General features: G+C 63.9%; 20 protein-coding genes and 1 tRNA gene. 9 read left to right on the forward strand and 12 right to left on the reverse strand.

Translation table 11 applies throughout. The features are described from left to right. Positions 1 to 14 precede the first annotated feature (14 nt). Complete coding sequence (locus RBA95_RS00310; RefSeq protein WP_306014775.1) at positions 15 to 587, forward strand: TetR/AcrR family transcriptional regulator; 573 nt, start codon at positions 15 to 17, stop codon at positions 585 to 587. Positions 588 to 617: 30 nt separating this feature from the next. On the opposite strand, the gene RBA95_RS00315 is transcribed toward RBA95_RS00310, so the two are convergent. The 3 genes from RBA95_RS00315 to RBA95_RS00325 form a co-directional block, all read right to left on the reverse strand. Continuing rightward, complete coding sequence (locus RBA95_RS00315; RefSeq protein WP_306014776.1) at positions 618 to 2,564, reverse strand: BCCT family transporter; 1,947 nt, start codon at positions 2,562 to 2,564, stop codon at positions 618 to 620. Positions 2,565 to 2,579: 15 nt separating this feature from the next. Further along, positions 2,580 to 4,604, reverse strand: coding sequence for a tetratricopeptide repeat-containing sulfotransferase family protein (locus RBA95_RS00320; RefSeq protein WP_306014777.1), 2,025 nt, complete (start codon positions 4,602 to 4,604; stop codon positions 2,580 to 2,582). Between the two features lie 93 nt (positions 4,605 to 4,697). Next, complete coding sequence (locus tag RBA95_RS00325; protein ID WP_306014778.1) at positions 4,698 to 7,316, reverse strand: TonB-dependent receptor; 2,619 nt, start codon at positions 7,314 to 7,316, stop codon at positions 4,698 to 4,700. 356 nt (positions 7,317 to 7,672) lie between these two features. Between RBA95_RS00325 and RBA95_RS00330 the strand changes: the two genes are divergently transcribed. From RBA95_RS00330 to RBA95_RS00350, 5 genes are all read left to right on the forward strand, one after another. Beyond that, the gene (locus tag RBA95_RS00330; protein ID WP_306014779.1) at positions 7,673 to 8,611 is read left to right on the forward strand and encodes a rhodanese-related sulfurtransferase; all 939 of its coding nucleotides are present in this window, start codon (positions 7,673 to 7,675) and stop codon (positions 8,609 to 8,611) included. Then, the gene (locus RBA95_RS00335; RefSeq protein ID WP_306014780.1) at positions 8,604 to 9,236 is read left to right on the forward strand and encodes a glutathione S-transferase; all 633 of its coding nucleotides are present in this window, start codon (positions 8,604 to 8,606) and stop codon (positions 9,234 to 9,236) included. Before RBA95_RS00330 ends, RBA95_RS00335 begins: the two co-directional genes overlap by 8 nt. 64 nt (positions 9,237 to 9,300) lie before the next feature. Then, positions 9,301 to 9,504 carry a TIGR03643 family protein gene (locus RBA95_RS00340; RefSeq protein ID WP_306014781.1) on the forward strand — a complete coding sequence of 68 codons (204 nt, stop codon included), beginning with the start codon at positions 9,301 to 9,303 and terminating at the stop codon, positions 9,502 to 9,504. 79 nt (positions 9,505 to 9,583) lie between these two features. Then, positions 9,584 to 9,763: a hypothetical protein gene (locus tag RBA95_RS00345; protein WP_306014782.1), complete on the forward strand. Its 180-nt coding sequence runs from the start codon at positions 9,584 to 9,586 to the stop codon at positions 9,761 to 9,763. Positions 9,764 to 10,068: 305 nt separating this feature from the next. Further along, positions 10,069 to 14,073, forward strand: coding sequence for a hypothetical protein (locus tag RBA95_RS00350; protein WP_306014783.1), 4,005 nt, complete (start codon positions 10,069 to 10,071; stop codon positions 14,071 to 14,073). A gap of 38 nt (positions 14,074 to 14,111) precedes the next feature. On the opposite strand, the gene RBA95_RS00355 is transcribed toward RBA95_RS00350, so the two are convergent. The 5 genes from RBA95_RS00355 to RBA95_RS00375 all read right to left on the reverse strand — a co-directional run bounded on the left by RBA95_RS00355 (position 14,112) and on the right by RBA95_RS00375 (position 19,134). After that, positions 14,112 to 15,218, reverse strand: coding sequence for a lipocalin-like domain-containing protein (locus RBA95_RS00355; RefSeq protein WP_306014784.1), 1,107 nt, complete (start codon positions 15,216 to 15,218; stop codon positions 14,112 to 14,114). A 2-nt stretch (positions 15,219 to 15,220) separates the two neighbouring features. Next, positions 15,221 to 17,629, reverse strand: a complete 2,409-nt coding sequence (locus RBA95_RS00360) for an ABC transporter permease (RefSeq protein WP_371933570.1) — start codon at positions 17,627 to 17,629, stop codon at positions 15,221 to 15,223. Beyond that, on the reverse strand, positions 17,629 to 18,285 hold the full coding sequence (locus RBA95_RS00365) for an ABC transporter ATP-binding protein (RefSeq protein ID WP_306014786.1): 657 nt from the start codon (positions 18,283 to 18,285) through the stop codon (positions 17,629 to 17,631). Before RBA95_RS00365 ends, RBA95_RS00360 begins: the two co-directional genes overlap by 1 nt. A gap of 63 nt (positions 18,286 to 18,348) precedes the next feature. Further along, positions 18,349 to 18,867 (reverse strand): energy transducer TonB, encoded by a 519-nt coding sequence (locus RBA95_RS00370; protein WP_306014788.1) that lies wholly within the window; start codon positions 18,865 to 18,867, stop codon positions 18,349 to 18,351. Positions 18,868 to 19,044: 177 nt separating this feature from the next. After that, positions 19,045 to 19,134, reverse strand: a tRNA-Ser gene (locus RBA95_RS00375). A gap of 188 nt (positions 19,135 to 19,322) precedes the next feature. Here RBA95_RS00375 and RBA95_RS00380 point away from each other — a divergent pair. Beyond that, entirely contained in the window at positions 19,323 to 20,006 is a 684-nt protein-coding gene (locus tag RBA95_RS00380) for a tellurite resistance TerB family protein (RefSeq protein WP_306014789.1), read from the forward strand. Here the strand turns inward: RBA95_RS00380 and RBA95_RS00385 are convergent. Then, the gene (locus RBA95_RS00385) at positions 20,003 to 20,872 is read right to left on the reverse strand and encodes a LysR substrate-binding domain-containing protein (protein ID WP_306014790.1); all 870 of its coding nucleotides are present in this window, start codon (positions 20,870 to 20,872) and stop codon (positions 20,003 to 20,005) included. The two genes, RBA95_RS00380 and RBA95_RS00385, sit on opposite strands and share 4 nt — an antisense overlap. A 140-nt stretch (positions 20,873 to 21,012) precedes the next feature. On the opposite strand from RBA95_RS00385, the gene RBA95_RS00390 reads away from it, so the two are divergent. Beyond that, complete coding sequence (locus RBA95_RS00390) at positions 21,013 to 22,500, forward strand: NADP-dependent isocitrate dehydrogenase (RefSeq protein WP_306014791.1); 1,488 nt, start codon at positions 21,013 to 21,015, stop codon at positions 22,498 to 22,500. A 72-nt stretch (positions 22,501 to 22,572) separates the two neighbouring features. On the opposite strand, the gene RBA95_RS00395 is transcribed toward RBA95_RS00390, so the two are convergent. The 3 genes from RBA95_RS00395 to rlmN form a co-directional block, all read right to left on the reverse strand. Next, entirely contained in the window at positions 22,573 to 23,904 is a 1,332-nt protein-coding gene (locus RBA95_RS00395; protein WP_306014792.1) for an RsmB/NOP family class I SAM-dependent RNA methyltransferase, read from the reverse strand. 59 nt (positions 23,905 to 23,963) lie between these two features. Then, positions 23,964 to 24,704: a 2OG-Fe(II) oxygenase family protein gene (locus RBA95_RS00400; protein ID WP_306014793.1), complete on the reverse strand. Its 741-nt coding sequence runs from the start codon at positions 24,702 to 24,704 to the stop codon at positions 23,964 to 23,966. An 84-nt stretch (positions 24,705 to 24,788) separates the two neighbouring features. Continuing rightward, positions 24,789 to 25,979, reverse strand: a complete 1,191-nt coding sequence (gene rlmN, locus RBA95_RS00405; RefSeq protein ID WP_306014794.1) for a 23S rRNA (adenine(2503)-C(2))-methyltransferase RlmN — start codon at positions 25,977 to 25,979, stop codon at positions 24,789 to 24,791. Between the two features lie 50 nt (positions 25,980 to 26,029). Between rlmN and RBA95_RS00410 the strand changes: the two genes are divergently transcribed. Next, on the forward strand, positions 26,030 to 26,827 hold the full coding sequence (locus tag RBA95_RS00410; protein WP_306014795.1) for a DUF6065 family protein: 798 nt from the start codon (positions 26,030 to 26,032) through the stop codon (positions 26,825 to 26,827).

The raw sequence follows: 26,827 nt of genomic DNA on the forward strand, positions 1-26,827 counted from the left end.
AGAAAGGTCGGAATTTGAACTGCGGTCCCATCACCAAGAATCGTAACGCGACGGAAGCCAAGATCCTGGACGCGGCGCGGCGGCTCTTCGCGCATGACAGCTACGACAATGTCGGCATTCGCGATATCGCGTCCGAGGCGGGCGTGGATTCCGCTCTTATCGGGCGCTATTTCGGATCCAAGGAAGGCCTGTTCCTCGAAGCGCTTGAAAACGGGCGCAATCATCCTGAGTTTCTGCAGGACGGGCGATCAGGCATGGCCGCCCTCGCCGCGGACATGCTGACCGATGGACCGCAAGACGACGACAAGCTCGTCGATCTCTTGATCATGCTGAACTCGGCCAGTTCCAGCAACGCCGCCTGCGCGGTGCGCGATTCCATCGAGACCCGCTTTCACAAGCCGGTGGCGGGATTACTGGAAGGCGAGCAAAGCGATCTCAGGGCGCGCCTCTTCGGCAGCGTCCTCATGGGGCTGGCGATCAGCCGCACCATCATGGGCCCTTATGGCGTACCCGAAGCGGAAGCCGCCAAGCTCAAGGAGCGCATCAGCACCATTCTGGAAGACGCCCTGGCGCCCTTCCCTGACTAAGGGACAGGCGCCAGAGCCAATTGGCGAAAGCTAGTTCACATTCACCAGATGGTGGATCCACTGGCGGTGACGCTCGTAATGGCGGATCACGTCGCGGATCACCTGCGTCTTGGAATAGCCGAAGATGCAATAGTGCTGTCCGCCCTCGGCCAGGAACACCTCACCGCGTGAGTTCTGCTGGCTGACGCTGGAGCCCGGGATCGCGGTCTCCTCATAGCTCTTCAGCTCAATCCCATAGATGAAATTGGGCTGGCCGCCATGATCGATGACAAGCCAGATCTGGTCCTCATCCTCATCGGTCTCGATGTGCGAGGTCAGGCCCTGCTTGTCCATTTCCGGAATGATGTCGGTGAAGGCCGCCCGTACATCGGTGTTCATCCATTCGCGCACATCATCAGGCTTGGGCGTGGAGAACATCAGCTTCAGACGGGTTCGCCAGGGCACGGCCGCGCCTTCGACCGGCAGCTGGGGCGCCGCACGCGCGCCGGCGCGCCGGGCGGTTTCCATGGACCAGGCCCGCAGCAGACCGATAAAGGCCAGGAAGATCACCAGGGTGAAGGGCAGCGCCGCGGCGATCGTCGCCGATTGCAGCGCGGCCAGACCACCCGTCAGAAGCAGGACGGCGGCCACGACGCCTTCCAGCACCGCCCAGAAGAAGCGCTGCCAGAGCGGCGGCGTCAGCGAACCGCCCGAAGCCAGGGTCGCTTTCACCAGCGAGCCGGAATCCGAAGACGTCACGAAGAAGGTCGTCACCAGCAAGATCGCCAGCACCGAGGTAATGGCGCTGAAGGGCAAGGTGTCGAGGAAGGCGAACAGGACCAGCGGCGTATCCCCGTCGCTGACCAGCTGGAGGATCGGATCGGCCATGCCGTTCACCGCCTGCAGCAGCGCGGAATTGCCGTAGATCGTCATCCACAGGAAGGTGAACAGGGTCGGCCCGAACAGGACGCCGAAAATGAATTCGCGGATGGTGCGGCCGCGCGAGATGCGGGCGATGAACATGCCCACGAACGGCGACCAGGAAATCCACCAGCCCCAGTAGAACAAGGTCCAGTCATTGACCCAGACGCCATCGCCATAGGCGTCCACATTGAAGGTCATGACAGCCAGCTGGTCGATATAATCGCCGATATTCTGGACATAGGCGCCGATCAGGAAGAGCGACGGTCCGGCGATGAAGACAAACAGCATCAGGCCGATCGCGAGGAACAGATTCCATTCGCTCAGGCGCTTGATGCCGGCGTCCAGCCCGGCCAGCACCGATGTGGTGGCGAGCGCCGTGATGATGGTGATCAGGACCACCTGCACGCCCGGCGAGATCGGCAGGCCGAAGAGTGTGTTCAGGCCGGCATTGATCTGGTTCACGCCATAGCCCAGCGAGGTGGCCACGCCGAACAGGGTGCCCAGGATCGCAATGACGTCGACCAGATGGCCGATCGGGCCATAGATGCGGTCGCCAATGAGCGGATAGAGCGCCGAACGGATGGTCAGGGGCAGGTTATGACGGAAGGCGAAATAGGCCAGGCTCAGGCCCACGACGGCGTAAATCGCCCAGGCGTGGATGCCCCAGTGGAAGAAGGTCAGGACCATGGCCTGTTCGGCGGCCTCGACCGTTTCGGGATCGCCCATGGGCGCTGCGAGATAGTGGGTCAGCGGCTCTGCGACCGCAAAGAACATCAGGCCAATGCCCATGCCTGCGGAGAACAGCATGGCGAACCAGCCCAGAAAGCCGTATTCGGGCTCGGAATCATCCGGACCCAGCTTGATCTGTCCCCAGTCCGACAAGGCCACGAAGATTGCGGCCACGAGGAACACCCCGACGCCGACCGAATACAGCCAGCCCGCCTTCTCGGTGATCATCACACGCAAATTCATGAAGACGGCTTCAGCCTGATCCCCCGCCAGAACCGCGTAGGCCACCCCCGCAAAAATCAGGATGGCGGCCGGTATGAAGACGGCGGGTTCAAACTTCTTCATGGGGTGGTCCTCTCGTTATGAGCAGGCGGCGATGTCGAGCTTGGCGTCACGGCGCCAGTCGTCGAGTACGGGGCCGAGCGCCTCTCGAAGCGGGTCGAGCCAGGCGTCATACGCCTTCCACTGCTCGAGCCCCTTGGTGTTGATGGGCTGGCGCACCTGCTCGGAGCTGGCGGTGCGCACTTCGCGCTTGGTCTTGTGGAACTCGACGCATCCGGGTTCGAACTCCAGCCCGCAATAGTCAAGGATACGGCGGACCTGGCCTTCCAGATCACTCACCACATCCTCGTGGATAACGCGCAGGATCTGGCCCGGGATGACCGCATCCCAGTGATCCATCAGTTCGACATACCCGCGATAATAGGCGCCGATTTCCTCAAGGCCGTAGGTGAACTCCTGGCCTTCGGCAAACAGCTGTTTGAAGCCGGACACGCAGCACGCCATGGGATGACGGCGCGCATCGATGATCTTCGCGTTGGGCAGAATTTTCTTGATCAGACCGATATGGCGGAAATTGTTCGGCATCTTGTCTGTGAAGAGGGGCGCGCCCTTGCGATGGATCGCGGTTTCTTCCAGATAGCGCCGCCCCAGCTTGTCCAGCGTTTCGGCGTCCAGCTCTGAGAGGATGCGCGGATAGCGGGTCTTGTCGCTGGCGCGCTGGCGCCCTCTCAGGGAATGGCTGATCGAGATGATGTTGGGCAGCTCCAGCGTGCCGTCCACCTGGCTGTGCGACGCCAGGATCTGCTCGAGCAGGGTCGAGCCGGCGCGCGGCAGCCCCACAATGAAGATCGGGTCCGGGGCGGGATCGCCCTTCGGCGCGGCATCGGTGAACAGCTCGGCCGTGCAGTATTTCTTCTGGGCGTCAAACTCGCGCTCGATCTGATCGGTCGTATAGCGCGTCTGGCGCGTCTTCAGCGCATTGCCCGTGCGATAGTGTTCAAACGCGGCGGCGAAATCGCCTTCATCCTCGAACGCCTTGCCCAGCGCGAAATTGAGATTGATCCGGGTCTGAAGATTCTGTCCCGGGCGCGCATCTTCAGCCAGCATGGCGGCGCGCGCCTGCGCATCGAAGCGATAGGTCTTCAGATTGGCCAGCCCGTACCAGGCGTCGCCATGGGCGGGGTCCTGCTTGCAGGCCGCTTCATAGGAGGCGATGGCGTCTTCAGACCGCCCCCAGGTCTTCAGCGCATGCCCGCGCGAGGTCAGGGTCGCCGGATCGCCCGGCGCATGGCCGAGCACAGCGTCAAATAGCTCTACGGCGCGTTCATAATCGCCGGTCTGCATCCGCTCGATGGCGAGCTGGGACAAAAAGACCGGGTTCTTGGGATCGCGATCATAAAGCGCCTGGGCTTCCTCAAGCGCTTTTTCAAATTTCTGACGCTTGCGCAAAATGCGGATGTAATCCACGCGCAGGTCGGCATTGTCCGGCTCGAACGTGACCGCGCTTTCCAGCAGGAACTCCGCGTCTTCCAGAACTCCGAGCCGCGAGCCGATCTCGGCGAGAAGCCGCATGCCCGCAACGTCCTTGGGGTGCTTGGTCAGCCAGGAGCGGCAGAGATTTTCCGCCTTCAAAAGGCGGTTCTCGTGCAGATGGTTCATGGCCGCCTGCAGGGCGGGCGGCAGCGCCTTGATCTGTTCAGCCTGCGCCTGGGCCATGCGCGCCTCGTCGGCGCGTCCCTGTGCGGCGAGGATCTGGGCCTGGGTGCTCCAGGCGGCGTGCAGCGCGGGATTGGCGCGCACGGCGGCGCGATAACTGGCGAGCGCGCGGTCCATGTCGCCGGCATCGCGGAAGAAGTGTCCGTCTTCCTGCAAGCCGCGACCAAACTCCGGGGCGACGCGCAGAAGATGGTCGAGCGTTTCGCGCGCAGCCTGTGTCTGTTTGAGATAACGCTGACAGACGGCGCGCATGTAAAGCGCATCCACCAGATCCGGCTCGCTCGCAAGGGCCGGCTCAAGAGCTTGAAGCGCCTGATCAAAAGCGCCTGACCGCATATGCGACTCCGCCTCGCGGAGAGCCTTGTTCTGGGTATCGTCAGCGGACATCACGTCTCCATAAAACACGAACCGGCGCCCCATGTTAAATGGAGCGCCGCAATCGTGAAGACGCCCGGCCTGAAAAAGGCCGGGCGTTTCAGCTTAGTAGGAAATGCCGAAGCGAATTCCATACGTCCGCGGACGCATCACGGTGACGCGTTCACGGTCATTGATGTAGTTGTTGGCCAGCTCGGCGTTCTCGTTGGTCACGTTGTCCACGTAGAACTCCGCGCTCCAGTTTTCCGAGGTGAGACCGGTGCGCAGGCCCAGAGTCGCATAGCTGTCGACCTCGGCTGCGTTGATCTCGATGATGTCCGACCGGCTGTCGCTGGAATAGATCACCTGACCTTGCACGTGGGCGGTCCAGGTGTTTTCCAGCTGCCACTCATAACGCGCACGCGCATTGAGCTGCAGGTTCGGCGCGTAGGCCAGCTCCTCGCCCGCAACCACATCGTCGGTCGGGGTCAGAACTTCGGTGATCTCGGAATCAAGCACCGAGAACGCGCCGGACATGGTCAGGCCCGGCACATCAGCCGGCGCCCAGGTGACATCGCCCTCGATGCCCATGATCTCGGCGTCGGCGGCGTTATCAGAGAAGAACAGGTTCACGATCGACGGGTCGAAGATCGTGGTCTGCAGGTCTTCCAGCTCCACGAAGAACGCGTTGCCGTTAAAGCGCAGCTGGTCTTCGAACAGGTCCAGTTTCCAGCCAAGCTCATAGTTGGTGAGTTCGTCGGAATCGATCGCAAACGGAACGGTGTAGCCGTTCGGTCCCGGAGCGCCGCCCGGACGGTTCAGCAGACCCGGACGGAAGCCTTCCGAATAGGTCGCGTAGAACAGCGTGTTCGCGGTCGGGGTCCAGGTGCCGGTCAGCTTGAAGATCATGCCGTCGGTGGCCGCAACGTCAGGCGCACGCGCCGCGTTGAAGATCTGCTGGGCCTGAGCCGCGCTGAGCGCCGGGTCGATCGCCAGGATGTCTGCGATGGACTGGCTGTCGTTATAGGTGATGTGGCGGCTGGTGTCGCAGGTGCCGCGGAAGGTGTACTGGCCATCGCCGTTGTAAAGATCGGAGATGTCGGTGCCGAACGCATTGGCGTCGGTGCCGCCCGAGTTGCAGAACGAGGCGTTCGCGCTGCCGGCCAGATCCACTTCGATGTCGTAATAGCGGGCGCCCGCCGTCACGGAGAACACACCCGGCACGAGGTCGTAGCTGGCCTCGCCGAACAGACCGAGCTGTTCGTCGGTGCGCTTGACGTCGTTGCGGAAGATCACGCCCTCCGGGAACGGACCCGGATCAGAGGTGAAGCCCGTCTGGAACGGGAAGTTCGGCGCGAACGGACCAAACGGATCCGCCTCGATCATTCCGTAATAGGTGAAGTCGTTGCGCTCTTCGATCTCCGTCTTGGAGTAGAAGCCGCCAGCCGTCACGCGGAAGCGCTCGGACTGCGGGGTGTTGAAGCGCAGCTCGTGGCTTTCAACCGTGGTGTTGGTCGTGGAGTCCACGATCGACTGCGGGCTGTAGCAGGTGCCCGACGGCGCGGCGGAACCCGGATAGGTCACAGAGCCTTCGCAGGTGTAGTACGGGAAGTACTGACCCACGAACATGTATTCGGTGTAATCGATGACCTGCTCGGAATCGCGATCGGTGAACGCGCCGGTGTAGACCACGTCCAGCATCGCCACGCGACCTTCAAGGGTCCAGGCGGCGTTGACGAAATCGTCTTCGAGATATTCGTCGCTGTAGCGGCTGACGTCATAGTCTTCCAGATCAGGGTCCTGGAAGAACACGCCGTCGGTGTCGAGCTGCTGGCTCATGCCAGAAACGGTCAGGCGCCAGTCGGCGTTGAACTCGTAACGGCCGGTCAGGCGGAAGCCCGAATAGGTCGTGTCGTTGAAATCATCTTCGACCAGGGCGGAGTTGTCAGCGTCGATGAAGGTGACGGCGGACAGATCGGCGCCGGCCTGGAAGCCGCCGCGGTTCGCGTTCACCGGCACGCCGTTCGAACGCACGGTGCCGGCGGGGCGGAAGCGTGCGGACTCAGACGTGTTGACGGTGCCCTGGACGTTATCGATGTAACCGCCCTGCTGATCCCAGAAGCCCACCAGGCGCAGCGCGAAATCTTCGCTGACCGGCAGGTTGACCATGACATCGGTGGAATAGCTTTCCTCACCGCCCTCGGTGAAGGACAGGCCGAAGTTCGCGGCGGCTTCATACACGCCCAGAACCGGCTTGTTGGTGATCATCCGCACGGTGCCGGCCTGCGAGGACGCGCCGAAGAGCGTGCCTTGCGGCCCCGGCAGGACCTCCACGCGCTCAAGGTCGACGGCGTAAACGTCAAGGTTACGACCCGGCTGTGCGAGCGGCTGTTCGTCCAGATAGAAGGCCACGTTCGGAGCCAGACCCGCCACACCGGCGGTGGTCAGGTTCGGCGTGGTCGAGGCGATGCCGCGGATGTAGATGGTGTTCTGACCCGGGCCGCTGCCGCCGGCGGTCACGCCCGGCAGCTGGACCAGATAGTCGGCGAACACGTCCACATCGAGCTCTTCCAGATCATTGGCGCCAATCGCGGAGACGGCGACCGGAATGTCCTGGGAATCCTGTTCGGTCTTGGTGGCGGTGACCACAATGCGGTCAACCTGCGCCATTGCTGCACCGCCCATCGCAACGCCCATGGCGGCGGACAACATGGTGCTGGCGAGAACTCGTTTCTTGAGACTCATCTTGAAGCGCTCTCCAATTGATTATGATTATTCCGATGTAAACAAACCATTCGCCCGTGGCCAGTCATGCTTTCGCCACAAAACTTTTGCGGTGCACCAAAATCCCTGGCTGAACGCATATTGTTTCCTCTTAACACTTTTATTACAGTGACTTGCAGAAGTATGTTGTTCAAAAACAACACCTTCCGAGCGTTTCCAGAACCTCGCATCATGGCGCCCTGCGCCACATTTATCGTTCGAACCGAAACGAGTTTTAGCCAGCCGTTCTTGTGTGAAACTTTCGTACTCTGAATTTCCAGAATCCGGCCTGCTTTCCCCCAGTACACTTGAGGGCCAGCTTTTGGCATAAGACAGCCATGTCCCAGTTCCGCGTCGCCGCCCTTTACAAGTTCACGCCGCTGCAGGCCGACAAGGCCCTGCAGGCGCACCTTCTGGACGCCTGTCAGGCCAATGACGTCATGGGCACGCTGCTGATCGCTTCAGAGGGCATCAACGGGACGATCGCCGGGTCGCCGGATGGCATCGAGGCGGTGCTGGACACGATCCGCGCCCTGCCTGGCTGCGCGGATATCGAACACAAGGATTCCTACGCCAGCGAACAGCCCTTCCTGCGTCTCAAGGTGCGCCTTAAGAAGGAAATCGTGACCCTGGGCGTGGACGGCGTGGACCCGACCCGGGCCGTGGGCGCCTATGTGGACCCAGAAGACTGGAATGACCTGATCACCTCGCCCGACGTGGTCACCATCGACACCCGGAACGCCTATGAAGTGCGGATCGGCCAGTTCAAGGGCGCGGTCGATCCGCAGACCACGAGCTTTCGCGAATTTCCCGACTGGTTCCGCAAGTTCCGGGAAACCCGCCCCAATGCGCGTATCGCCATGTATTGCACGGGCGGCATTCGCTGCGAGAAGTCCACGGCCTTTGCCCTGACCGAAGGCCTGGACGAGGTCTATCACCTCAAGGGCGGCATCCTGAAATATCTCGAGACCGTGCCTGAGAACGAAAGTCTCTGGGAAGGCGATTGCTTCGTCTTTGATCGCCGGGTCGCTGTCGGTCACGGGCTGAAGGAAGGCGATTACACGACCTGCCACGCCTGCCGCGAACCGCTCGGCCCCGAAGACCTCAAATCGGACGCCTTCACCCCCGGCGTCAGCTGTCCGCATTGCCACGACGCCCGGTCAGAGGACCAGCGCCAGCGCTATGCGGAACGCCAGCGACAGGAAGCGGCGGCTGCGGCGCGCGGCGAGCGTCATGTGGGCGCCCGGCTCGAACCCCAGCCCTCGCCCGATGACTGAGGCGCGCCCCATCCTCTATTCGTTCCGCCGTTGCCCCTATGCGATGCGCGGACGCATGGCGCTGGATGTCGCCGGGATCGAGGTGGAGCACCGCGAGATCCTGCTCAAGGACAAGCCCGATGAAATGCTGGCGGCCTCCCCCAAGGGAACCGTGCCGGTCGTCGTCCTGCCCGACGGACGCGTGCTTGAGGAAAGCCTCGACGTCATGCTCTGGGCGCTCGATCAGAATGATCCGGAAGGCTGGCTATGGCCCAATCCCGAGGACAGGGCGGAGATTGACACGCTCATCACGGCCAATGACGGGCCGTTCAAGCATCATCTCGATCGCTATAAATACGCGACGCGTTATGACGGCGCCGTGTCCAGCGAACACCGCGAGGCGGCGGTCCACCATCTTGCGTACCTGGAAGAGCGCCTGTCGTGCTCATCCCAGCTTCTGGGCGACGCGCCCTGCCTGGCGGACATCGCGCTTTTCCCGTTCATTCGCCAGTTCGCCAACACGGATCGCGACTGGTTCGACGCCCAGCCCTGGCCGAACCTCCAGCGCTGGCTGGCCGGCCATCTGGGCTCGGAGCGCTTTAACCGGATCATGCGCAAGCACCCTCTGTTCAAATCGTCCGACTGAGCAGGCGTCCGGCTTTGATTGAGGCTTTATCGGCCTAGTTCGCCTCCAAATGAGGAGGTGCGCGATGACCCCGGCGCGGATCAGCGAAGTCATTGAAATGGCATGGGCCGATGATGTCAGCTTTGACGCCATCGAGCAGGGTCTGGGCCTGTGTGAGTCTGAGGTCATCGCCCTGATGCGGCGCGAGTTGCGCCCGTCCAGTTTTCGCCTGTGGCGCAAGCGCGTCTCCGGTCGCCGCACCAAGCATCAGGGCCTGTCCGCTTCTTGAATCTGGGACGACCCGTGGACAGATCCTGAAATGTATATACATTGTATAGCCGTTGCGCAGCTCTGAACGGAGGCCGCTCATGTCCGATGAGAAAAAGACCAAGAAGAAGAAGGACAGCCAGCTCGTCATCCGGCTCCACAAGGAGGAACGGGACCAGTTCATAGCGCTGTGCGACACGCTGGATACCAGCGCCGCCAGGGAAATTCGCCAGTTCATGAAGGGGTTTGTCAAAAAGCATGCCCCCAAGGCCGACGCATGACCCGAAAGCGCGCTTTTTCGGAAAGGAGACCCGTAATGGCGTCCAAGAAAGTCAAGGAACTCAAAGCGGAAATCAAAACCCGCAAGAAGAAGATCGAGAACCAGGAGGCCAAGCTGAAAAAGGCCAAGAAGGCGCTCAAGAAAGCCGCCTGAGCCCCAGATTCAGCCGATCAAAAAAGCCCGCCAGTCTCTGGCGGGCTTTTCTGTATGCGGACCAGAACCCTCACTTCGGTTGTGAGAATGTATGCGCCTTGTTAGGTTTGCGGCTTGCCAGGTCTTCATCAGCCACACATGGGGGGAGTTGCTATGGGACAGCGCAAAGAAGTGTTGAATCTGTGTCTTGCGGGATCCGTCGCCGGGATGATGCTGGCGGGATCCGCGCTGGCGCAATCAGCGCCCCAGCAATGCGAACCCATCGAAACGCCTGCGATCGCGCACTGCTCGCCAGACGCCATGCGCGCGGCGATGAGTGATGACATCCCGGCCGGGCTCTGGCGTGACCCCGATCGCATTGTCCAATCCGGCGCCACATTTCCCGGCGGCGCCACGCTGAGCCTGACCGGCCTCATCAATGACCGGGGCGCGGCCTGCGCCTCGCCTGTGAGCCAATTGACGGCGGAAGCCCTGCTGATGTCAGGCCAGATGGATCGTGAGGACGCGGTTCAGCAAGCGACGCAACGCGCCGAGGCCTTGCGCGAACAACTCCAGGACGCAGCCCGCGAGGGCGACAGGCGGTCGCGCATTGAAGCGCTGCGCCGGGCCACCGGCATGGGGCAAGACGGAACGAGCGGCGCCCTCGGCGCCTTGCTGGGCGAGAGCGGCCAAGACCGCGATGTGGTTCTGGAGATCTACAGCCCGACCGCCTGGGGCTTTGATAATGGCGGCCTCCTGCCGCCGCGCGGCCTTGAGCATGATGGCGCGACAGGCTGGATGCCGAACGCCGGCAGCGCCCTGGTGATCCAGTTGCCCGGCACATCGGCCGACGCACTGACGCCTGGCGAAACCTATGAGGCCGTGGCCTTCGCCCCCGATACGGAGACGCGCGAGATCGGCGACACTGTGCCAACGGGGGGCGGTTTCTATTCGCGATGGCAGGGGCGCTATCACGCCTATGTCCCGCAAAACGGCCAGTCTGGCCGGGATGCCCAGAGCCAGACCCTGCTGCGTGAGATCGACACGATGCTGTCGCGGTCGTCCGGCAATCGCAGCGAACTGGCCCGTCAGGCGGCCGCCGGCGAGGCCCAGGCCTTTGAAGGTCAGACCGAGCGCGTCTCGGGGCGGCTTGAAGGCGAAGTGCATATTGAAGCGATCACCGACGGCGCCGTTTATGGCCGGATTGCCCTGGAGGGGACGGCCCGCGTCACCACTGAAGTATTCGCTCTGACCCATGCCCCGGACGGCGCGATCCGAGGCGATGAGCGGGTGGAGACACGCGAACGATCCGGCCATCTGGCGATCGAGGGACGGTTCGAGGCGCCCAATGGCGGGCGCATGGCGCGCATGACGCACACCCCGACCGCTGTGACCGCACGGGGCGGAGCGCGCACGGAAATCCTGCGCGTGGTTGCCGAAGCGCCGGGCGATAACGCCCGCAATGTTGATCCCGATGGCGCCCGATTCGAACTGGTGTTTGACCGCATCCTTGACCCCGCCAGCATTGGTTCAGAGACGGTCTGGATCGAGTATCGCGCCTATGGCGGCGATATCCGGCGCATCGATACGCGGGTGCGGGTCGATCGCGACCGCCTGCTGATCGAACCAGTAAGCGCCCTGCCCGACGGCGCCTGGCATCGCTTGCGGATGGACGGGGGCGAACAGGGCCCCGAAGGCCGGGACGGGGCCCGTCTGGCGCTGCCCTTCAGCTCACGCTTTGCCACCTTGCCCGACGACATCGAAGTGGAGACCGAAGTCTATCAGGTCGTGCGCGACGCCCCTTTGATCGCCAACAAGACGACAGCCTCGCGTCTCTACGTGGAATGGGAGCCGCCTGTTGATGTGCATGAGGACTGGCTGGTGGAAGACATCCCGGTCAACGCCTGGGCCGAAGGCGATACGGGCAGCGCGCTTTACGCAGTCCGTGAGAACGTCTTCGCGCCCCATCGCGACATGGCCACGCAGGCGGAGGAGCGGACCGGCCGCAACACGGTCAATCTGTTCGGCTGGTCTCCCGCCTATCAGCAAACCGGTCGCGTCACCGGCGTCATAGAACCGGTCGACGCCTGTGGCGTTCCCTATGAAGAAGAGCGTGACGCGCAGGATGTGGACTGGAGCCCGCTGCAACGCCATTTCAGTTTTGACTACTTCCTCGCCCGGGTCGGCGAATGGGCGCATCGCATGCCCGAGGAGGGCCGGGAGATTGCCCGCCGGACCGTGCGCAGCAGCGAGGTCTACGCAACGCAATCCTTCCCCGTCACAGGGGTCAGTGGTCATTATGCCGGCGATTACGTCCCCTCCGAGGCCTGGCAGGAGACCTATGGCGACGCCCTGCTCGCCGGCGATGAGAATGCGCGTATCCGGCTGATGCTGGAAATCTATGATCGCGTCCCCCTCATCAACGGGCCGGACCAGACGGTGGTCTTCTTCCCGCCCAGCGTGATGTCGGGCGGCAGCTCCCTGCGCGGCTGGTATGATCTGGGATCAGAGGGCGAGAACAGCTGGTTCGATCTCTGGTCCGATGAGGGACGCGACGAGGACCGCATCTATTCGCTGGGGCTCAACCCGATGGTGGAGATCGTCACGATTGCGCGCGCCGCGGACACACCCGCCCTGACCCATGAATTCGGACACGGGCTGGGTCTGGAACACCTGCCCTATGTGGAGACCACGGTCGGTCGCTCAATGGTCTGCAACAGCCCCAGCCACGAACAGGTCAACGGCATCGACGGATACCGACTGGCGCTGAACGGAACGGGCGGCGCCACGAAATCGAGCGTGTACGGCAATGCCGAACATGCCTCGATCATGCGCAGCCTGATGTTTCCCTGTGCCGGCACGAAGGCGGAGCACTTCATCCATCCGGACCAGTATGCGGCTCTGATCGAACGGTTTTCCGAACCTGTCCTGTCGCGCAATGCGCCTCGCGGGGGGACCAAATCAGGGGGTGCGCAAACCCCGTCAGCCGAGGCGGACCGGTCCCCGGCCGAGCGCGTTTTCATCCTGGCGGGCGCCATCGAAGCGAACGGAACCGTCGCCAGTATCAGTCGCATGGCGGAAACCGGGTCCATGCCGGCGGGCAGTGCGCCAGACGGCGATTTCACGGCGATCGCGTACACAGCGGACGGATCCGAGCTGGCGCGCCAATCCTTCGGCACGGTCCTGTTGCAAGAGACTGACGGCCCGTACCGGATCGCCCTGACCGCCGCCGAAGCACCCGACCGCCTTGAAATCCGTCGCGGCGACACAGTGCTGACCACCCGTACGCGCTCTTCATCCACGCCGGTCATGGAGGCCTTCGAGATCAGCGAAGTGGATGACCAGACCGTGCAGCTGGACTGGGCAGCCTCTGATTCAGATAGCGACGCCTTACACCATTATGTCCTCTACCGCAGCGGACCCGAGGCGGTATGGCGCCCTGTCGTGCTGCGCACGACAGACACCTCGGCCACGATCCGTCGCGAAGCGCTGCCCACCGGCGAGGACCCTCTTTTCCGCCTGGTCTCTAGCGATGGGTTCAACGTCGTGGAGGCGGAGCTGGACGCTAGCGCCGCCAGCCTGGCCTGGCCCGAACCCCCCGTTGAAACGCAAGGGACGGACACCCCGGCCGCACCGGACGTAAGGGCGGGGCCGCCGCGCTTCAGCCCTGACGCGCCCGCAGATAACGGCGCTCCCGCACCGACCCCGCCAAGCTCTGAGATCGAGACCAGCGAGACTTCACCCGCTGGCGAGACGGGCGCGTCGCTCGCCGTCATGCAGGGACGGCTCAGCCTCGCCGGTCAGGTCCATGAACTCAGCGTTGACCGCTGTGAGGTCAATAATGGCAATGTCCAGTTCGGCGCCAGCGCTCAGACGCCCGATGGCGGCGGCCTGCGGATTGGCGGCAGCATGGTCGATATGGGCCCGCGCGCCTTTCAGATCGTGGAAGTCCGCTCACTGAACGCTGCGGGTGATGAGACGGGCCCGGTCTGGGTCGCGATCCGCAATGGCGCAAACGGCGAATGGGTGAACGGCTTTGACGCGCCAGCGGAGGGTCCGCTCCTCTCGACCCAGGGTGATCGCCTGGTGGCTCAGGGCGCGTTTCATGAGCGCAGCGGCACACCCACCCCGGCGGGTGAGGGCCATATGGAGCTGCGATGCGACAGGCCGCTTGAATGAGGGCGCACCGTCAGCGAGCTGCGCCCCTTCGGATTGGGTCAGGGCGCCGCCGTTTCAGATGATGCATCCGTCTCATAGCCGGTCATCTCCAGATAGCCCCGGCCGCCATGGCTGCCGCGGATGCGCACAGGCCCTTCCCAATAGGCGAAGCGGGTGTCCATCCAGCTTTGGGCGTTGATCGCCTCGACCTCCACATCAAGATCGCGGGCCGGCAGTTGCACGCGCCAGCGCACCGGAACCGCGCGGCCCGCGACACGGGCGGTTTCAAGCGCCGTCATGGTCAGCGCACCGTCTTCAAATGCAGTCAGCACGCCCTGCTCGGTGATCCAGCTTGCCGAGGTGTAAACCTCGCCATCGGTTTGACGCAGCTGGAAACCCATGAGTTTGGCGCCGCTATCGAGATGCAGCGATACCCAGTCCCAGCCCAGCTGGTTCTCCGACAGGGGTTGAGAGGAATACTCCCGATCGAGCCAGGCTTGACCGCTGACCGTGACCGGACCGGATGGCAGCTCGAGCACCCCTTCCACCTCATAAAAGGGCTGGGAATAGTAATAGCTCGCCTGACCCTCAGCGGACTTGACCGAGAACCCGTCGGCGCCGTGAAACACCAGAGGCCCGGTCGCGTTCAGCTCAAGCGCATAGGCAAACGCGTCGCCGCGGGCCCGAACATTCAGGGCGGACAATGCATCCTCGCCCTCGGACAGACGTTCCGGCGCGCTCTCCAGGCTCCATTCATCAATGAAGGCTGAGAAGGGCGCGGCCTCGACACCGGCGACGCCCACCCCGCCCCGGGCCAGACGTTCGTCTGCGTAATGGGTCTCGGGCGTGGTGAGACCCGCATGTCCCATCCACAATTGCGGGGTTTGCCAGCCTTCACCGTCATGGGGCTCCAAGGCATTTCGAAACAACGTCCATTGCACGCCATAGGGCGTCCCGTCCTCACCCTCGAGCACGGCAGTCAGGTACCACCATTCGATCCGGTAGGCGGGATGGGGGCCATGATCTGCGGGAAACACAAACACGGGATCGGGCGTCGGCGCCGCAAACCCGTCCGCAGACGTGCCCAAACCTGCAAAGCCCTGCGTATGGGCGGGCCCGACACACAGGCTCCAGAGGCAAACGAGAAGGAGGCCGACACGCACCATGGCTAACGCTCCTGGGCGAAGATCTGGAGGAATTCACGCGGCGGCTTTCGCACAAGCGCCCGCGCCGGGAGCAATGCTGCAATCAGGGCGGCGAGGATGGCCAGTGCGGCCAGCCGCAGCCAGTCCATGGGAAACAGATGCAAGGGCAAGCGCCAGCCAAAGGCCTCCACATTGACAACAGCGAGCAGGGCCCAGGCCAGCACCAGCCCCACCGGCAGGGCGGCGAGCCAGGTCAGCACCGCCAGAACCCCGGCGCGCAACAGCTCCAGCCGCGCCAGATGCGCCGCGGTCAGCCCCAACGCCCAGACCGGCGCCAGCTGGGGCAGGCGCATGGAGGCGAGCGTGGTGAGGCTGGCGAACATGGCGAATGCCGCCACCGACAGCGTCAGAACATTGAGCGCCCCGGTCACCGCGAACGTGCGCTCGAACACCGACAGGGAGAACGCCTTCACACTGGCCTGATCAATGACGCCGTCAGCGGGCAGGTCGAACTGCGCGCGCAGGGCTTCCGTCAACGCCTGCGCCTCGTCCGGGTCCACACGCACGCCATAACGCAGTCGGGAGACGGTCCCGGCATACCGGTCAACCAGCCCATCCAGACCGAGAATGGCCTGGGCGTTGGGATTGCCGTAATCGGAATAGACACCCACCAGCGGCAGGGTCGCGCCTTCACCCAGGGACACCGGCTCCCCGAGCGCCAATCCCGCCCGTCTCCAGCTCTGCTCGTTCACAAGCACACCCTCTCCCGCCGCAATCTGGTCCCAGGCGTCCGGCCTAGCCGTGATGAGAGGCCAGTTCTCGCGATAGGTGGCGTGATCGACCACGCCGAACACCTCGCCGGGCTGGCCGGCGATGTCGCTGTCCGCGCTCCAGATCGGCAGAACCGCATCCGCCCGGGCCTCGAGAAAATCCCTGACGGCATCCGATTGCGCGTCATCGCGGGTCGTCACGTACAGCTCGGCGGCCAGGCGCTGATCGAGCCAGCCCTCAAAGGTCAGGCGGAAGCTCGACACCATGGTCCCCACCCCGATATTGGCCGCCAGCGCCAGCATCAGCGCCATCAGGGCCATGGACAGGCCAGGCAATTGCTGGCGCGTATCGGCCAGGAACCATTCCGCCACCGCCCCGCGGACAAGGCGCGTTGCGATATTCAGCACGCCCGCGAGCAGCGCGGGCAGCCCGATCGCCGCGCCCAGTAGCAGGCTGGCGAGCAGCGCAAACCCGGCGAGGACGCCGGAGGCCAGCTGCGGGATCAGCGCCGCCAGCGCAAACAAGGCCAGGGCTATTCCGGCCTGAAGCAGATAGCGCCGTGTAGATGCAAGCGCCCAGGCGCGCATCTGACCAGATGCCAGAAGCGGCATGGTGGCCGCCCGGCGAACCGATTGAGCGGTGGCGCCCAGCGCCCCGAGTATGGCGATGGCGAAACCCGACAGCCACCAGTCCGGTCGGACCGACAACTCTCCCGAGACAGAAGCGCCATAGAGCCCCCGCAAGGTCGCCGCCACATCCGGCAACAAGGCGCTGGCCACGCCATAGCCGAGCAAGACGCCCACCGCCCCGGCGACAAGTGCGAAGGCGAACGCTTCGATCAACAAGCTTGCGACGATGACGCGAACCGGGGTCCCGAGGGCCCTCAAGGTCCGCAGGGTCGAGCGGCGCTGCTCGAACGCCAGCCCCACCGCCGCATAGACGATAAACAGGCCCACCGCGAAAGAGAGAAAGCCGAAGGCGCTCAGGTTGAGGTGAAAACTCCCGGTGAGACGCGACACCTCGCCTGTATCGGTTGTTTCAACGCGGTCCAGCTGGGGCGCCAGCACCGCCAGGGGGGTCAGGCCCTCCCGGGCATCGGGATTGATCACAATCTGATCGATCTGATCGCCGCGATCGAGAAGGCGCGCGGCTGTGGCGATATCCGTGAGCACCTGGCCTCGCGGCAGCTGGGCGCTGGCTTGCACGGGCGGCAGGTCTGCTTGATGCGCCGCGAGCCCTTCAACGGTTTCCGGCGCTGCAAGCAAGACGCCCGGCGCGGTCAGGAAAGCCGGCCCGACGCCCTCCCCGCCGCCGACCATAGCTTGAGACGTGCTGGCACTGAGCGGCTCGACCCCGATCAGCGCGAACACAGTGTCGGCCAGCACCAGCTCGCCCTCGATCCGGGGCGAGGCGTCCCAGCCATCCCGACGCAATTGCGCCCAGACAGACCGATGGATGCGCCCCTCAGGGGCGGTCAGGCTGATAACCGATCCGCCGCCCAGCGCAGCGCTGGCTTGATCATAGCTGGCGCGCGCTTCGGCATTGATCGCCTGCACGCTGGTCCACAGCGCGGTGGCCAGACTCAACCCTATGACAAGCGTCGCCAGCTGACCCGGCTTGCGCCGCCAGTGCGACACGAGCGTGGCGAGGGCGGTTCCGATCAAGACAGCCGCCCGCCGGTCAGATGGACGCGCCGGGACAGCCGGTCGGCGGCGATCCGGGAATGGGTCGCCATGATCAGTCCGGCACCGGCGTCAGCGCACAGCTCGAGCATGAGGTCGAGCACCTGATCGCTTGTCTCCTCGTCGAGATTGCCTGTGGGCTCATCGGCCAGCAGCAAGGCGGGTCGCGCCGCGAGCGCTCGGCCCACGGCCACACGCTGTTGCTGCCCGCCGGACAATTGTTCGGGGTAGCGCTGGCGAAACGCCGCCAGGCCCAACCGGTCCGCCAGGGTGTCGATCCACTCTGCATCATGCTGACCGGCAAGGCGCGCCTGAAGCGCCAGATTCCCCTCCACAGTGAGAGAGGGAACGAGGTTGAATTGCTGGAAGACAAGGCCGACCTGATGGCGCCGGCGCAAGGCGCGCCCGGCGTCATCCAGACCGGTGACGGTCTCGCCCTTAAGCCGGATCTCGCCAGCGTCCGGTGTATCAAGCAGGCCGATCAGATGCAGAAGCGTGCTTTTGCCGGAGCCGGATTCGCCCGTTACAGCCAGGCTGGCGCCGGGCTCCAACCCAAGGCTGACCCCACGCAAGACGGGCTGACGCTCCGCCCCCTGCCCGTAGGCTTTCTCCAGTCCGTCGACCTCAATCAGCATGCCGCCCCTCTTTGGTTGATCAAAGAGATAGCTCAGCCGCGCAAAAGGGAACAGGCCGCCTGTTCAACGGATCGACGACTTACCAGACGCGCCTTCACCATTGTCGACACGGGAGTCAGGTTGTTTGGCTGGCGGGCTGTCTTCCACAGGCGCGCTGGTGTCTGACGCGCCGGGTAGATTGTAGCTGATAGGCAGGGTGGTCCACGGACTCAGGGAGCCCTCGCCCGTCCAGGGCGTGAACCGCCAGTCCCGGATCGCATCCATGGTCGAACCGCTGAACATCTCCGGAGTGCATTCGAGCTGGATGTTGGCGGCATAGCCGTTGCGATCCACCTGGAAAGTGGCGTCGCATTGCCCCCCGATCCCTTCAGTCAAAGCGCGTCTGGGAAAGTCAGGCGTGGTCGACTCGATGACTTCAGGCGACCAGGATTCCGATCCTGATGGCTGACTTGAAGTCGCTGCGCCCCAGTCCGACTGAACAGTAGAGACCAGAACAGGCTGCAAGGCCGATTGTCCGCAAGCCAGCTGCGGCCCGCCCATGAGCGCCGCCACCAGTCCTGCAAAGCCCAGCCTGTACATCATCAACGCTCCCCAGCCCGATCAGGATTGAGCGTACTCAGCCAGACCGCCGACTGTAAAGTTTGCCCGCCAAACAGGCCGAAACCGGGATGTGTTGGATGTGTGATGTTCGGACAGGACAGCCCGTAGCCGACCCCGCGGCATCATCGCAAGGTCTAGATGGACTGATACTGGGGAAAATGGCGGTGAGAGAGGGATTCGAACCCTCGAGACGGTTGCCCGCCTACACGCGTTCCAGGCGTGCGCCTTCGACCACTCGGCCACCTCACCGTGAGGCGGCGGAAAGTACCCAATCGCTGGCGTCAGTCAAGCACCCAAGGCTGCTGGATGTGCGTGAAAAAGCGGTAACGGGTGCTTGCAGAGGAATAGGCGTAATCCCAATTACTTCTGACCTCCAGCCCGCGCCCAGACGGACGGTCAGTTCTGCGCTGCGCCAGCCTCTACTTGAAAGGTCCGCCATGTTTGACGTGAACAAGATCATCACCGCCCTTCAGACCGACCCGAACGCCCAGCGCACGGCGCTGGCGGGCGGGGGCGGAGTCGCCGCCGGTTTCGCCGCTTCCATGTTGATGGGCAAGAAAGGGCGCAAGATGATGGGCAAGGCCGCCAAGTACGGCGCGGTCGCCGCCATTGGCGGTCTCGCCTATCACGCCTGGCAGAAATCCCAGCAGAACAAGCAAGGTCAGGGCGCCGCCCCGGCTGGGCAGGCCGCGCCCCTGGATGCGGACTTCACGCCCGCGCCGGACAATTCCGCCTTCCTGCCTGCCCCGACGGACGAAGCGGCTGTGGATCAGCTGGGCAAGGCGCTGGTGCGCGCGATGATCGCGGCGGCCAAGGCCGACGGGAAAGTAGACGCCGAGGAGAAGTCGGCCATTTTCGAACGCCTGAACGCGATGGATCTGAGCCCGGAAGACAAGGCCTTCGTCTTTGACGAATTGTCCGCCCCGCTTGACATCAACGCGGTCGTCGCCGCCGCCGACACGCCCGAGCACGCCGCCGAGATCTACGCCGCCTCGCTCGTCGCCATCGAGATCGATACGCCCGCCGAGCAGGCCTATCTGCAAATGCTGGCCGCACGGCTCAATCTCGACGCCGACCTGGTCAATGAAATCCACAAGGCAGCGGACGCCCAAACCGCCTAGAATCGGGCCGGCTCATCCTCCAGCGCGTGCGCCAGGTGATCGGCCAGGCGTCGCGCTGCGAGTCCGGCGTCCGCTGTCGTCAGCAATACCGCTTCCGCGTCATCCAGCGGCGGCATGCGCTCGCCTTCATCAATGGCGAGGTCCTCGGGCGCGAAATCCCGCGGCAAGACCGCCACGCCCAGACCTGCCCGCACTGCCGCCAGCGCCCCGGCGAGCGAGCCGCAGACATAGGCGGGCCGCGAACGCCCTCCGGCCCGTCCCAGCGCCTCCACCGCCCGCTTGCGGTAAATGCAGGGTTCGGGACTGACCACAAGCGCTGTCACCTCGCTCTGGTCAAAGGCCTGTGCATCCGCGCCGACCCAGACCAGGGGCTCAGACCAGACGCGCTGGCCGTCCACGGCGGCGCTCGGTTCGCGCTTGACCAGCGCCACATCCAGCCGGCCCGCGTGATACATCTTCATCAGGTTGAGCGTCAGATCACAGGTCACCTCGAGCTGAATGCCCGGATGCGCGCGGGAAAATTCCGCCAGAGCCTTGGGCAGGTGCGCCGTGGCGATGTCCTCGGGCGTGCCCAGACGGACCAGCCCTGTGGCGCCGCCATCGCGAAACGCGGACAGGGCTTCGTCATGCAGGGCCAGCATACGCTCGGCATAGCCCATCAGCCGATCCCCGGCGGGGGTCAGCGTGACGCGGCGTGCGGTCCGGCTGAACAGACGCTCGCCGGTGATCTGCTCGAGTTTCCTGATCTGGAGCGAGATGGCGGACTGGCTTCGGAACAAGAGTTCGCCCGCCCGCGTGAAGCTCTGGGACTGGGCCACCGCCACGAAGGCGCGCAGAAGGTCGAGATCGAGACGGTCCGTTTGCATTGCATGAGTTTTTCAAATGCATGCACGCATGACAATCAATTTTTCAAATCGCGGTGCGAGCCGCTAAACAGCGCCCTCACAGGGTTTCGTCCACCCGGAACCCTGTCTCGAGATACTCACGCTGGAATGAGGAAACCCGAATGAACGTCCACGTCTCCGCCTCCAAGTCCGCTTCAAAGGCGACCCGCACGCCCACCCCGATCACGGTCGCTCATGGCGACGGCATCGGTCCGGAAATCATGAAAGCCAGCCTGAAAGTGCTGGAAGCTGCGGGCGCCGCCTTGAAACCCGAACCGATCGAGATCGGCGAGCAGGTCTATCTCAAAGGTGTGAGTGCGGGGATTGAGGACAGCGCGTGGGAGTCTCTGCGTCGCACCAAGGTTTTCTACAAGGCGCCGATCACCACGCCCCAGGGCGGCGGCTTCAAGTCGCTCAATGTGACCGTCCGCAAATCGCTGGGCCTGTTCGCCAATGTGCGCCCGTGCGCCGCACTCTCCCCGTTCGTCGCGACCCGTCATCCGGACATGGATGTGGTGATCGTGCGCGAGAACGAGGAAGACCTCTATGCCGGCATCGAGCACCGCCAGACCGATGAAGTGGTGCAATGCCTGAAACTGATCTCGCGCCCCGGCTGCGAACGGATCGTGCGCTACGCCTTCGATTACGCCCGCGCCAATGGCCGCAAGAAGGTCACCTGCCTGTCCAAGGACAACATCATGAAGCTGACCGATGGTCTGTTTCACGAGGTCTTTGACGAGATCGCCAAAGAGTATCCCGACATCAAGACCGATCACTGGATCATTGATATCGGCACCGCCAAGCTCGCCGATGCGCCTGAACAGTTTGATGTGATCGTCACCTCGAACCTTTATGGCGACATCATCTCCGACGTCGCCGCCGAGATCACCGGCTCGGTGGGCCTCGGAGGCTCAGCCAATATTGGCGAGCATTGCGCCATGTTCGAAGCCATTCATGGCTCCGCCCCGATGATCGCCGGCCAGGGCGTCGCCAACCCGTCCGGTCTGCTGCTGGCAGGCGTGCAGATGCTGGTGCATATCGGCCAGGCCGATGTGGCCGAAAAGGTCCACAACGCCTGGCTCAAGACCCTTGAAGACGGGGTTCACACCGTCGACATCGCCTCCAAGGACATGACCCAGCAACAGGTGGGCACGGACGCCTTCGCCGACGCCGTGATCGCGCGCCTGGGTCAGGAGCCGGCCCATTTCACGCCGGTGCGCTACAATGCCGAAGCTGGCGGGGTCGAAATCGCGCCGTATCAGCGCCGCGAACGCCAGACCAAGACGCTGGTGGGCGTGGACGTGTTCGTCGACATGCCGACCCAGAACCCGGATGAGCTTGCCGAAGCCCTGAACGCGGCGGCCGGCGACGCCAAGCTGAGCCTGAAGATGATCACCAATCGCGGTGTGAAAGTCTGGCCGCAGGGTCTGCCCGAAACCTTCAAGACCGACCATTGGCGCTGCCGTTTCATGAGCGATGCGATCAGCAAGAACACCGAAGTGGTCGACCTTCTCGGCCGCATCGAGGCCGCCGGCATCGACTTTGTGAAGACCGAGCAGCTTTACGAATTCGACGGCAAGCCCGGCTATTCACTGGGCCAAGGTCAGTAAGGCTCCAAAGGGCATTAAAAAACCCCGGTCCGCAAAGCGGATCGGGGTTTTTCATGCTCTCAAGCAAGGCGCTCAGCCCTTCACGATCCGGGCAATGTAAAAGCCATCCAGCCCGCCGCGCTCAGACCACATGTCCGGACGGGTGCGCACGGCGCCGTCTGTCGTGATCGCTTCCAGAAGGCCTGGCAATTCGTCCGCTGTGACAGGATCAAGGCGCGCTTCGGGCGTGCGCTTGAGGAAGGCTTCGATCTGATCTTCGCCTTCTTCGCGCTCCAGCGAACAGGTGCAGTAAACAAGGCGACCGCCCGATTTGAGCTGGTTGAAGCTCGCCTCGAGCAGGCGTTTCTGGATGTCCGCCAGATTGGCGATATCGCCGGGCTGCTTGGCCCAGGCCGCGTCGGGGCGACGGCGCAGCGTGCCGGTCGCTGAACAAGGCGCGTCGAGCAAGATGGCGTCAAGCGGTTCGGACGCTGTCCAGTCCGCCACGTCGGCCGCCACGATCTCGGCTTTGAGCTTCGTCCGTTCGAGATTTTCTTCCAGACGCTTCAAGCGCTTGGGCGAGGCGTCAACGGCGATGACAGATGCGCCGGTCGCAGCCAGTTGCAAGGTCTTGCCGCCGGGCGCGGCGCAGAGATCTGCAACGGCTTCCCCGGCTTTGACGCCCAGCAGTTTCGCCGGCAGGGCCGCCGCCGCGTCCTGCACCCACCAGTCGCCATTATCAAAGCCCGGCAGGCCGTCCACCGCGCCGATATCGGGACGCCGGATCGTTCCGGTTTCCAGCACGCGGGCGCCGATCTCGTCGGCGAAACCTTGCGCGTCAAAACCCGGCTTGGCGCTCAGATCGAGCGTTGGCGGGCCGGAACGGGCGATGGCAATGGCGCGCGCCGTGGGCTCGCCATAGGTCTCCACCCAGCGCTCGGCCAGCCAGTCAGGCAGGTCTTCCAGCGGGTCGGAATCGAGAAACGCCCCCTTGCCCTGATCGACAACGCGGCGCAGCACGGCGTTCGCCAGATTCTTGAAGCGCGCCGTGTGCCGGTCCTGGCCCATCAGACTGACCCAGGCGTCCACCGCGGCGTGGGCCGGGGTGTCCAGGATCAGTCGCTCGGCCGCGCCGCAGCGCAGGATGAGATGGGCCTTCACCTCTTCATCCGGCAGGGGCTTGTCGAGCACCTGCATCAGGGCGGCGTCCAGAGCGATGGGTCGGCGAATGACGGCTGACGCGATGGCGCGCGCGAAGGCGCGGTCCCGCGGCTCCATCCGCTTCCATTCGGGCCGTCCCGCCAGCGCGCCATCCAGTGGCGTCGCCTTGGCGAGCACGCCCTCGACCGCGCCCAACGCGACCGCGCGGGGCATGAGGTTCTTGGTGGAGGATTTGGGTTCGGGACGGCGGGGCCGTTTGCGCATCTCGGTCATCTCATGGCGGTAGCACGCCTGCGCGTACGGCAAAAGCGCATCCCGCACGGTCAGCCTTGAAGCAGCGGCTCCTCGCCACGGCGGAACCAGCCCGTAATGGCGAAGCGGGCGCCGCGAGCGAACGGGGAGATCACGCTCACAAGATGCGGTTGCGGCACCTTGAACAGGGTGAGCCGGTTAAAGGCCGGCGTCAGCCCGGCGCGGACATCGCCCTGCTCATCCAGGAGGTTCAGAACGCCGCCATAATCGGCGCACCAGTCCGGCGTGAGGTTGAGCACAAAGGCCGCACTCCGGTTCTTTCCCTCGACGCCATCATCATGCCGCGTCAGGAAATGCCCGGGCCGATAACGGGTCAGCTGGCAGTCTGCGAACGTGATGGCGTCATCCCCGGTCAGCTTGCGACCCAGAGCGATAAACGCCTCGCTGCGGGTCAGCTCGAACGCCGCCTTGAACAGCGGTTGGGTCAGGCGGTCCCGCATGCCGGCGTCATACAGCGGCACATTCTCGAACAGATAACCAAAGCCCGATTGGGCTTCGCGCCAGACCAGCTGATCGAACGGCGCGCGACGCGCCGGCTCAAGGCGATCCATTTCCGCGCCGATGAAATCGCGATGTTGGCCATCGATCAGGGCGACGAGGTTCCACTCCACCCACTCCGACGCGGCCTTGTACAGGCGTCTTGCGTCCGGTTTGACAAGGACATCATTCACCGCCGCATAGCCCTGTTCGGCAAAGCCGTGCGCGGCCGCAGACGGATCAAGGTCGGGGTTGAGTTTGATCGGTAAAACCATGACAGGGCGGTACGCGATCCGGGGCCGGCGCGCAAGGCGAGGCCGGTTTCCGGGATGTCAGGCCGCAGCCTGACATCCTGAGGTTCAGCTTTCGCTCGTTGCCGATTGAGCTTCCGCCTCACGTTCCAGACGCCGGCGTTCGCTGGCGCGGATTTTCTGGCTTTCGCTCTTGAGCTGGCCGCAAGCCGCAAAGATGTCCCGGCCGCGCGGCGTGCGGATCGGGCTGGCGTAACCCGCCCGGTTCACCACATCCGCGAAGGCTTCGATCTGATCCCAGTCCGAGCATTCATACGGGCTGTCGGGCCAGGGGTTGAACGGGATGAGGTTGATCTTGGCCGGCACGCCGCTGAGCAGTTTGACGAGCGCCCGCGCCTCGGCGAGGCTATCGTTCACGCCCTTCAGCATCACGTATTCAAACGTCACGCGCTTGGAGTTGGACAGGTCCGGATAGGCCCGGATCGCGTCCATCAGCTCGGCGATGGGGTATTTCTTGTTCAGAGGCACCAGCTCGTTGCGCAACTCATCGTTCGTCGCGTGCAGGCTGATCGCCAGCATGGAGCGGGTGCGCTCGCCCAGTTCAGGGATTTTCGGCACGACGCCAGACGTGGACACGGTGGTGCGGCGACGGCCGATGCCAATGCCCTCATGGTCGGAGATCACGTCGATCGAATCCGACACATGGTCGAGATTATAAAGCGGCTCGCCCATGCCCATATAGACGATATTGGTGATCTGGCGGTCCTCGTTCGAGGTCGGCCATTCGCCCAGATCGTCGCGCGCAATCATCACCTGGGCGACGATCTCGGCGCTTGTCAGATTGCGCACCAGCGGCTGGGTGCCGGTATGACAGAAGGTGCAGTTGAGCGTACAGCCCACCTGGGAGGACACGCACAGCGCGCCCGATCGGGCCACGGCGGGAATGAACACCGTCTCGACCTCGACACCCGACGCCATGCGAATGAGGTATTTGCGCGTGCCGTCGACACTGACGCGGCGCTCGGTGATTTCCGGGCGCGCCAGGGTGAACTTCGCCTCAAGCTGCTGACGCAGGCCCTTGGAGACGTTGGTCATCTGGTCGAACTCGGTGACGCCGTAATGGTAGATCCAGCGCCAGAGTTGTTCGGCGCGCATCTTGGCCTTCTTCTCATCCACCAGGCCATGGGAGACCAGCGCGTCACGCAATTGCGGACGGGTCATGCCGACCAGCGGAATGGGCCCGGTCGTTTCCGGTCGGTTGGAGAAGGACAGGTCGAGAGATTTCACAGGTGCGTTCATGGGCGCGTCATATAATGGAAAACTGAACAAAGTTCGAGGGGCGAGAACGCATGGCGGGGTTGCGTCGTCTGCACGCGGTCGCTCTCATGCCCGCCATGAAACTGATTTGCCATCCGCTGACCGCCTTCGACCCGCCCCTGCGACCGGCTTCATCCCGCCGCCAATGGATGGATGAAACGCCTCAGAGCCATGCCTATCGCTGCCTGCCGCTGGTTGTCGGCAATCAGCATGGCTGGGAAGTTTTCACGCCCTCCGGGTTCACCGCACGCTGGACGGGCGGCGACCGGGTCGAGGATGTAAGCGTGCATCCCGATGGACCCTCCGACCGGGCGCCGGCCAGCCCGATGAGCAATTTCGGCTCCGGCATCCTGACCTTCGAGATGGGTTTCCTGCTGCGCACGCCGCCGGGCTGGAACATCTGGGTTCAGGGCCCGGTGAACGGGATCAAGGATGGCGTCGCGCCCCTGTCCGGCGTCATCGAGACCGACTGGAGCCCATATAGCTTCACCATGAACTGGCGCTTCACCCGCCCGGGCGAGGTGCGCTTTGAAGCCGATGAGCCGATCGCCCACATCTTCCCGGTGCGGCGCGACCTCTTTGACCGCGTAACGCCCGAAATCAGGCCCATTCAGTCAGACCCCAAGACCGCACAGGCAATGGAAGAGTGGCGTTTGAGCCGCGCCGATTTCGCCGGCCGGCTTCGCGAACACGACGCGGACGCCTCCGAGGAAAAATGGCAAAAGGGCTATTATCGCGGCCTGATGCCCGATGGCGACAAGGGGTCGCCCAGTCACAAGACCAAGCTGCACGTCAAACCTTTCGCGCCGGCCAAGCCGAAAAAGCGCTGA

It is taken from the genome of Oceanicaulis sp. MMSF_3324 (assembly GCF_030733545.1).
Classification (GTDB): Bacteria; Pseudomonadota; Alphaproteobacteria; order Caulobacterales; family Maricaulaceae; genus Oceanicaulis.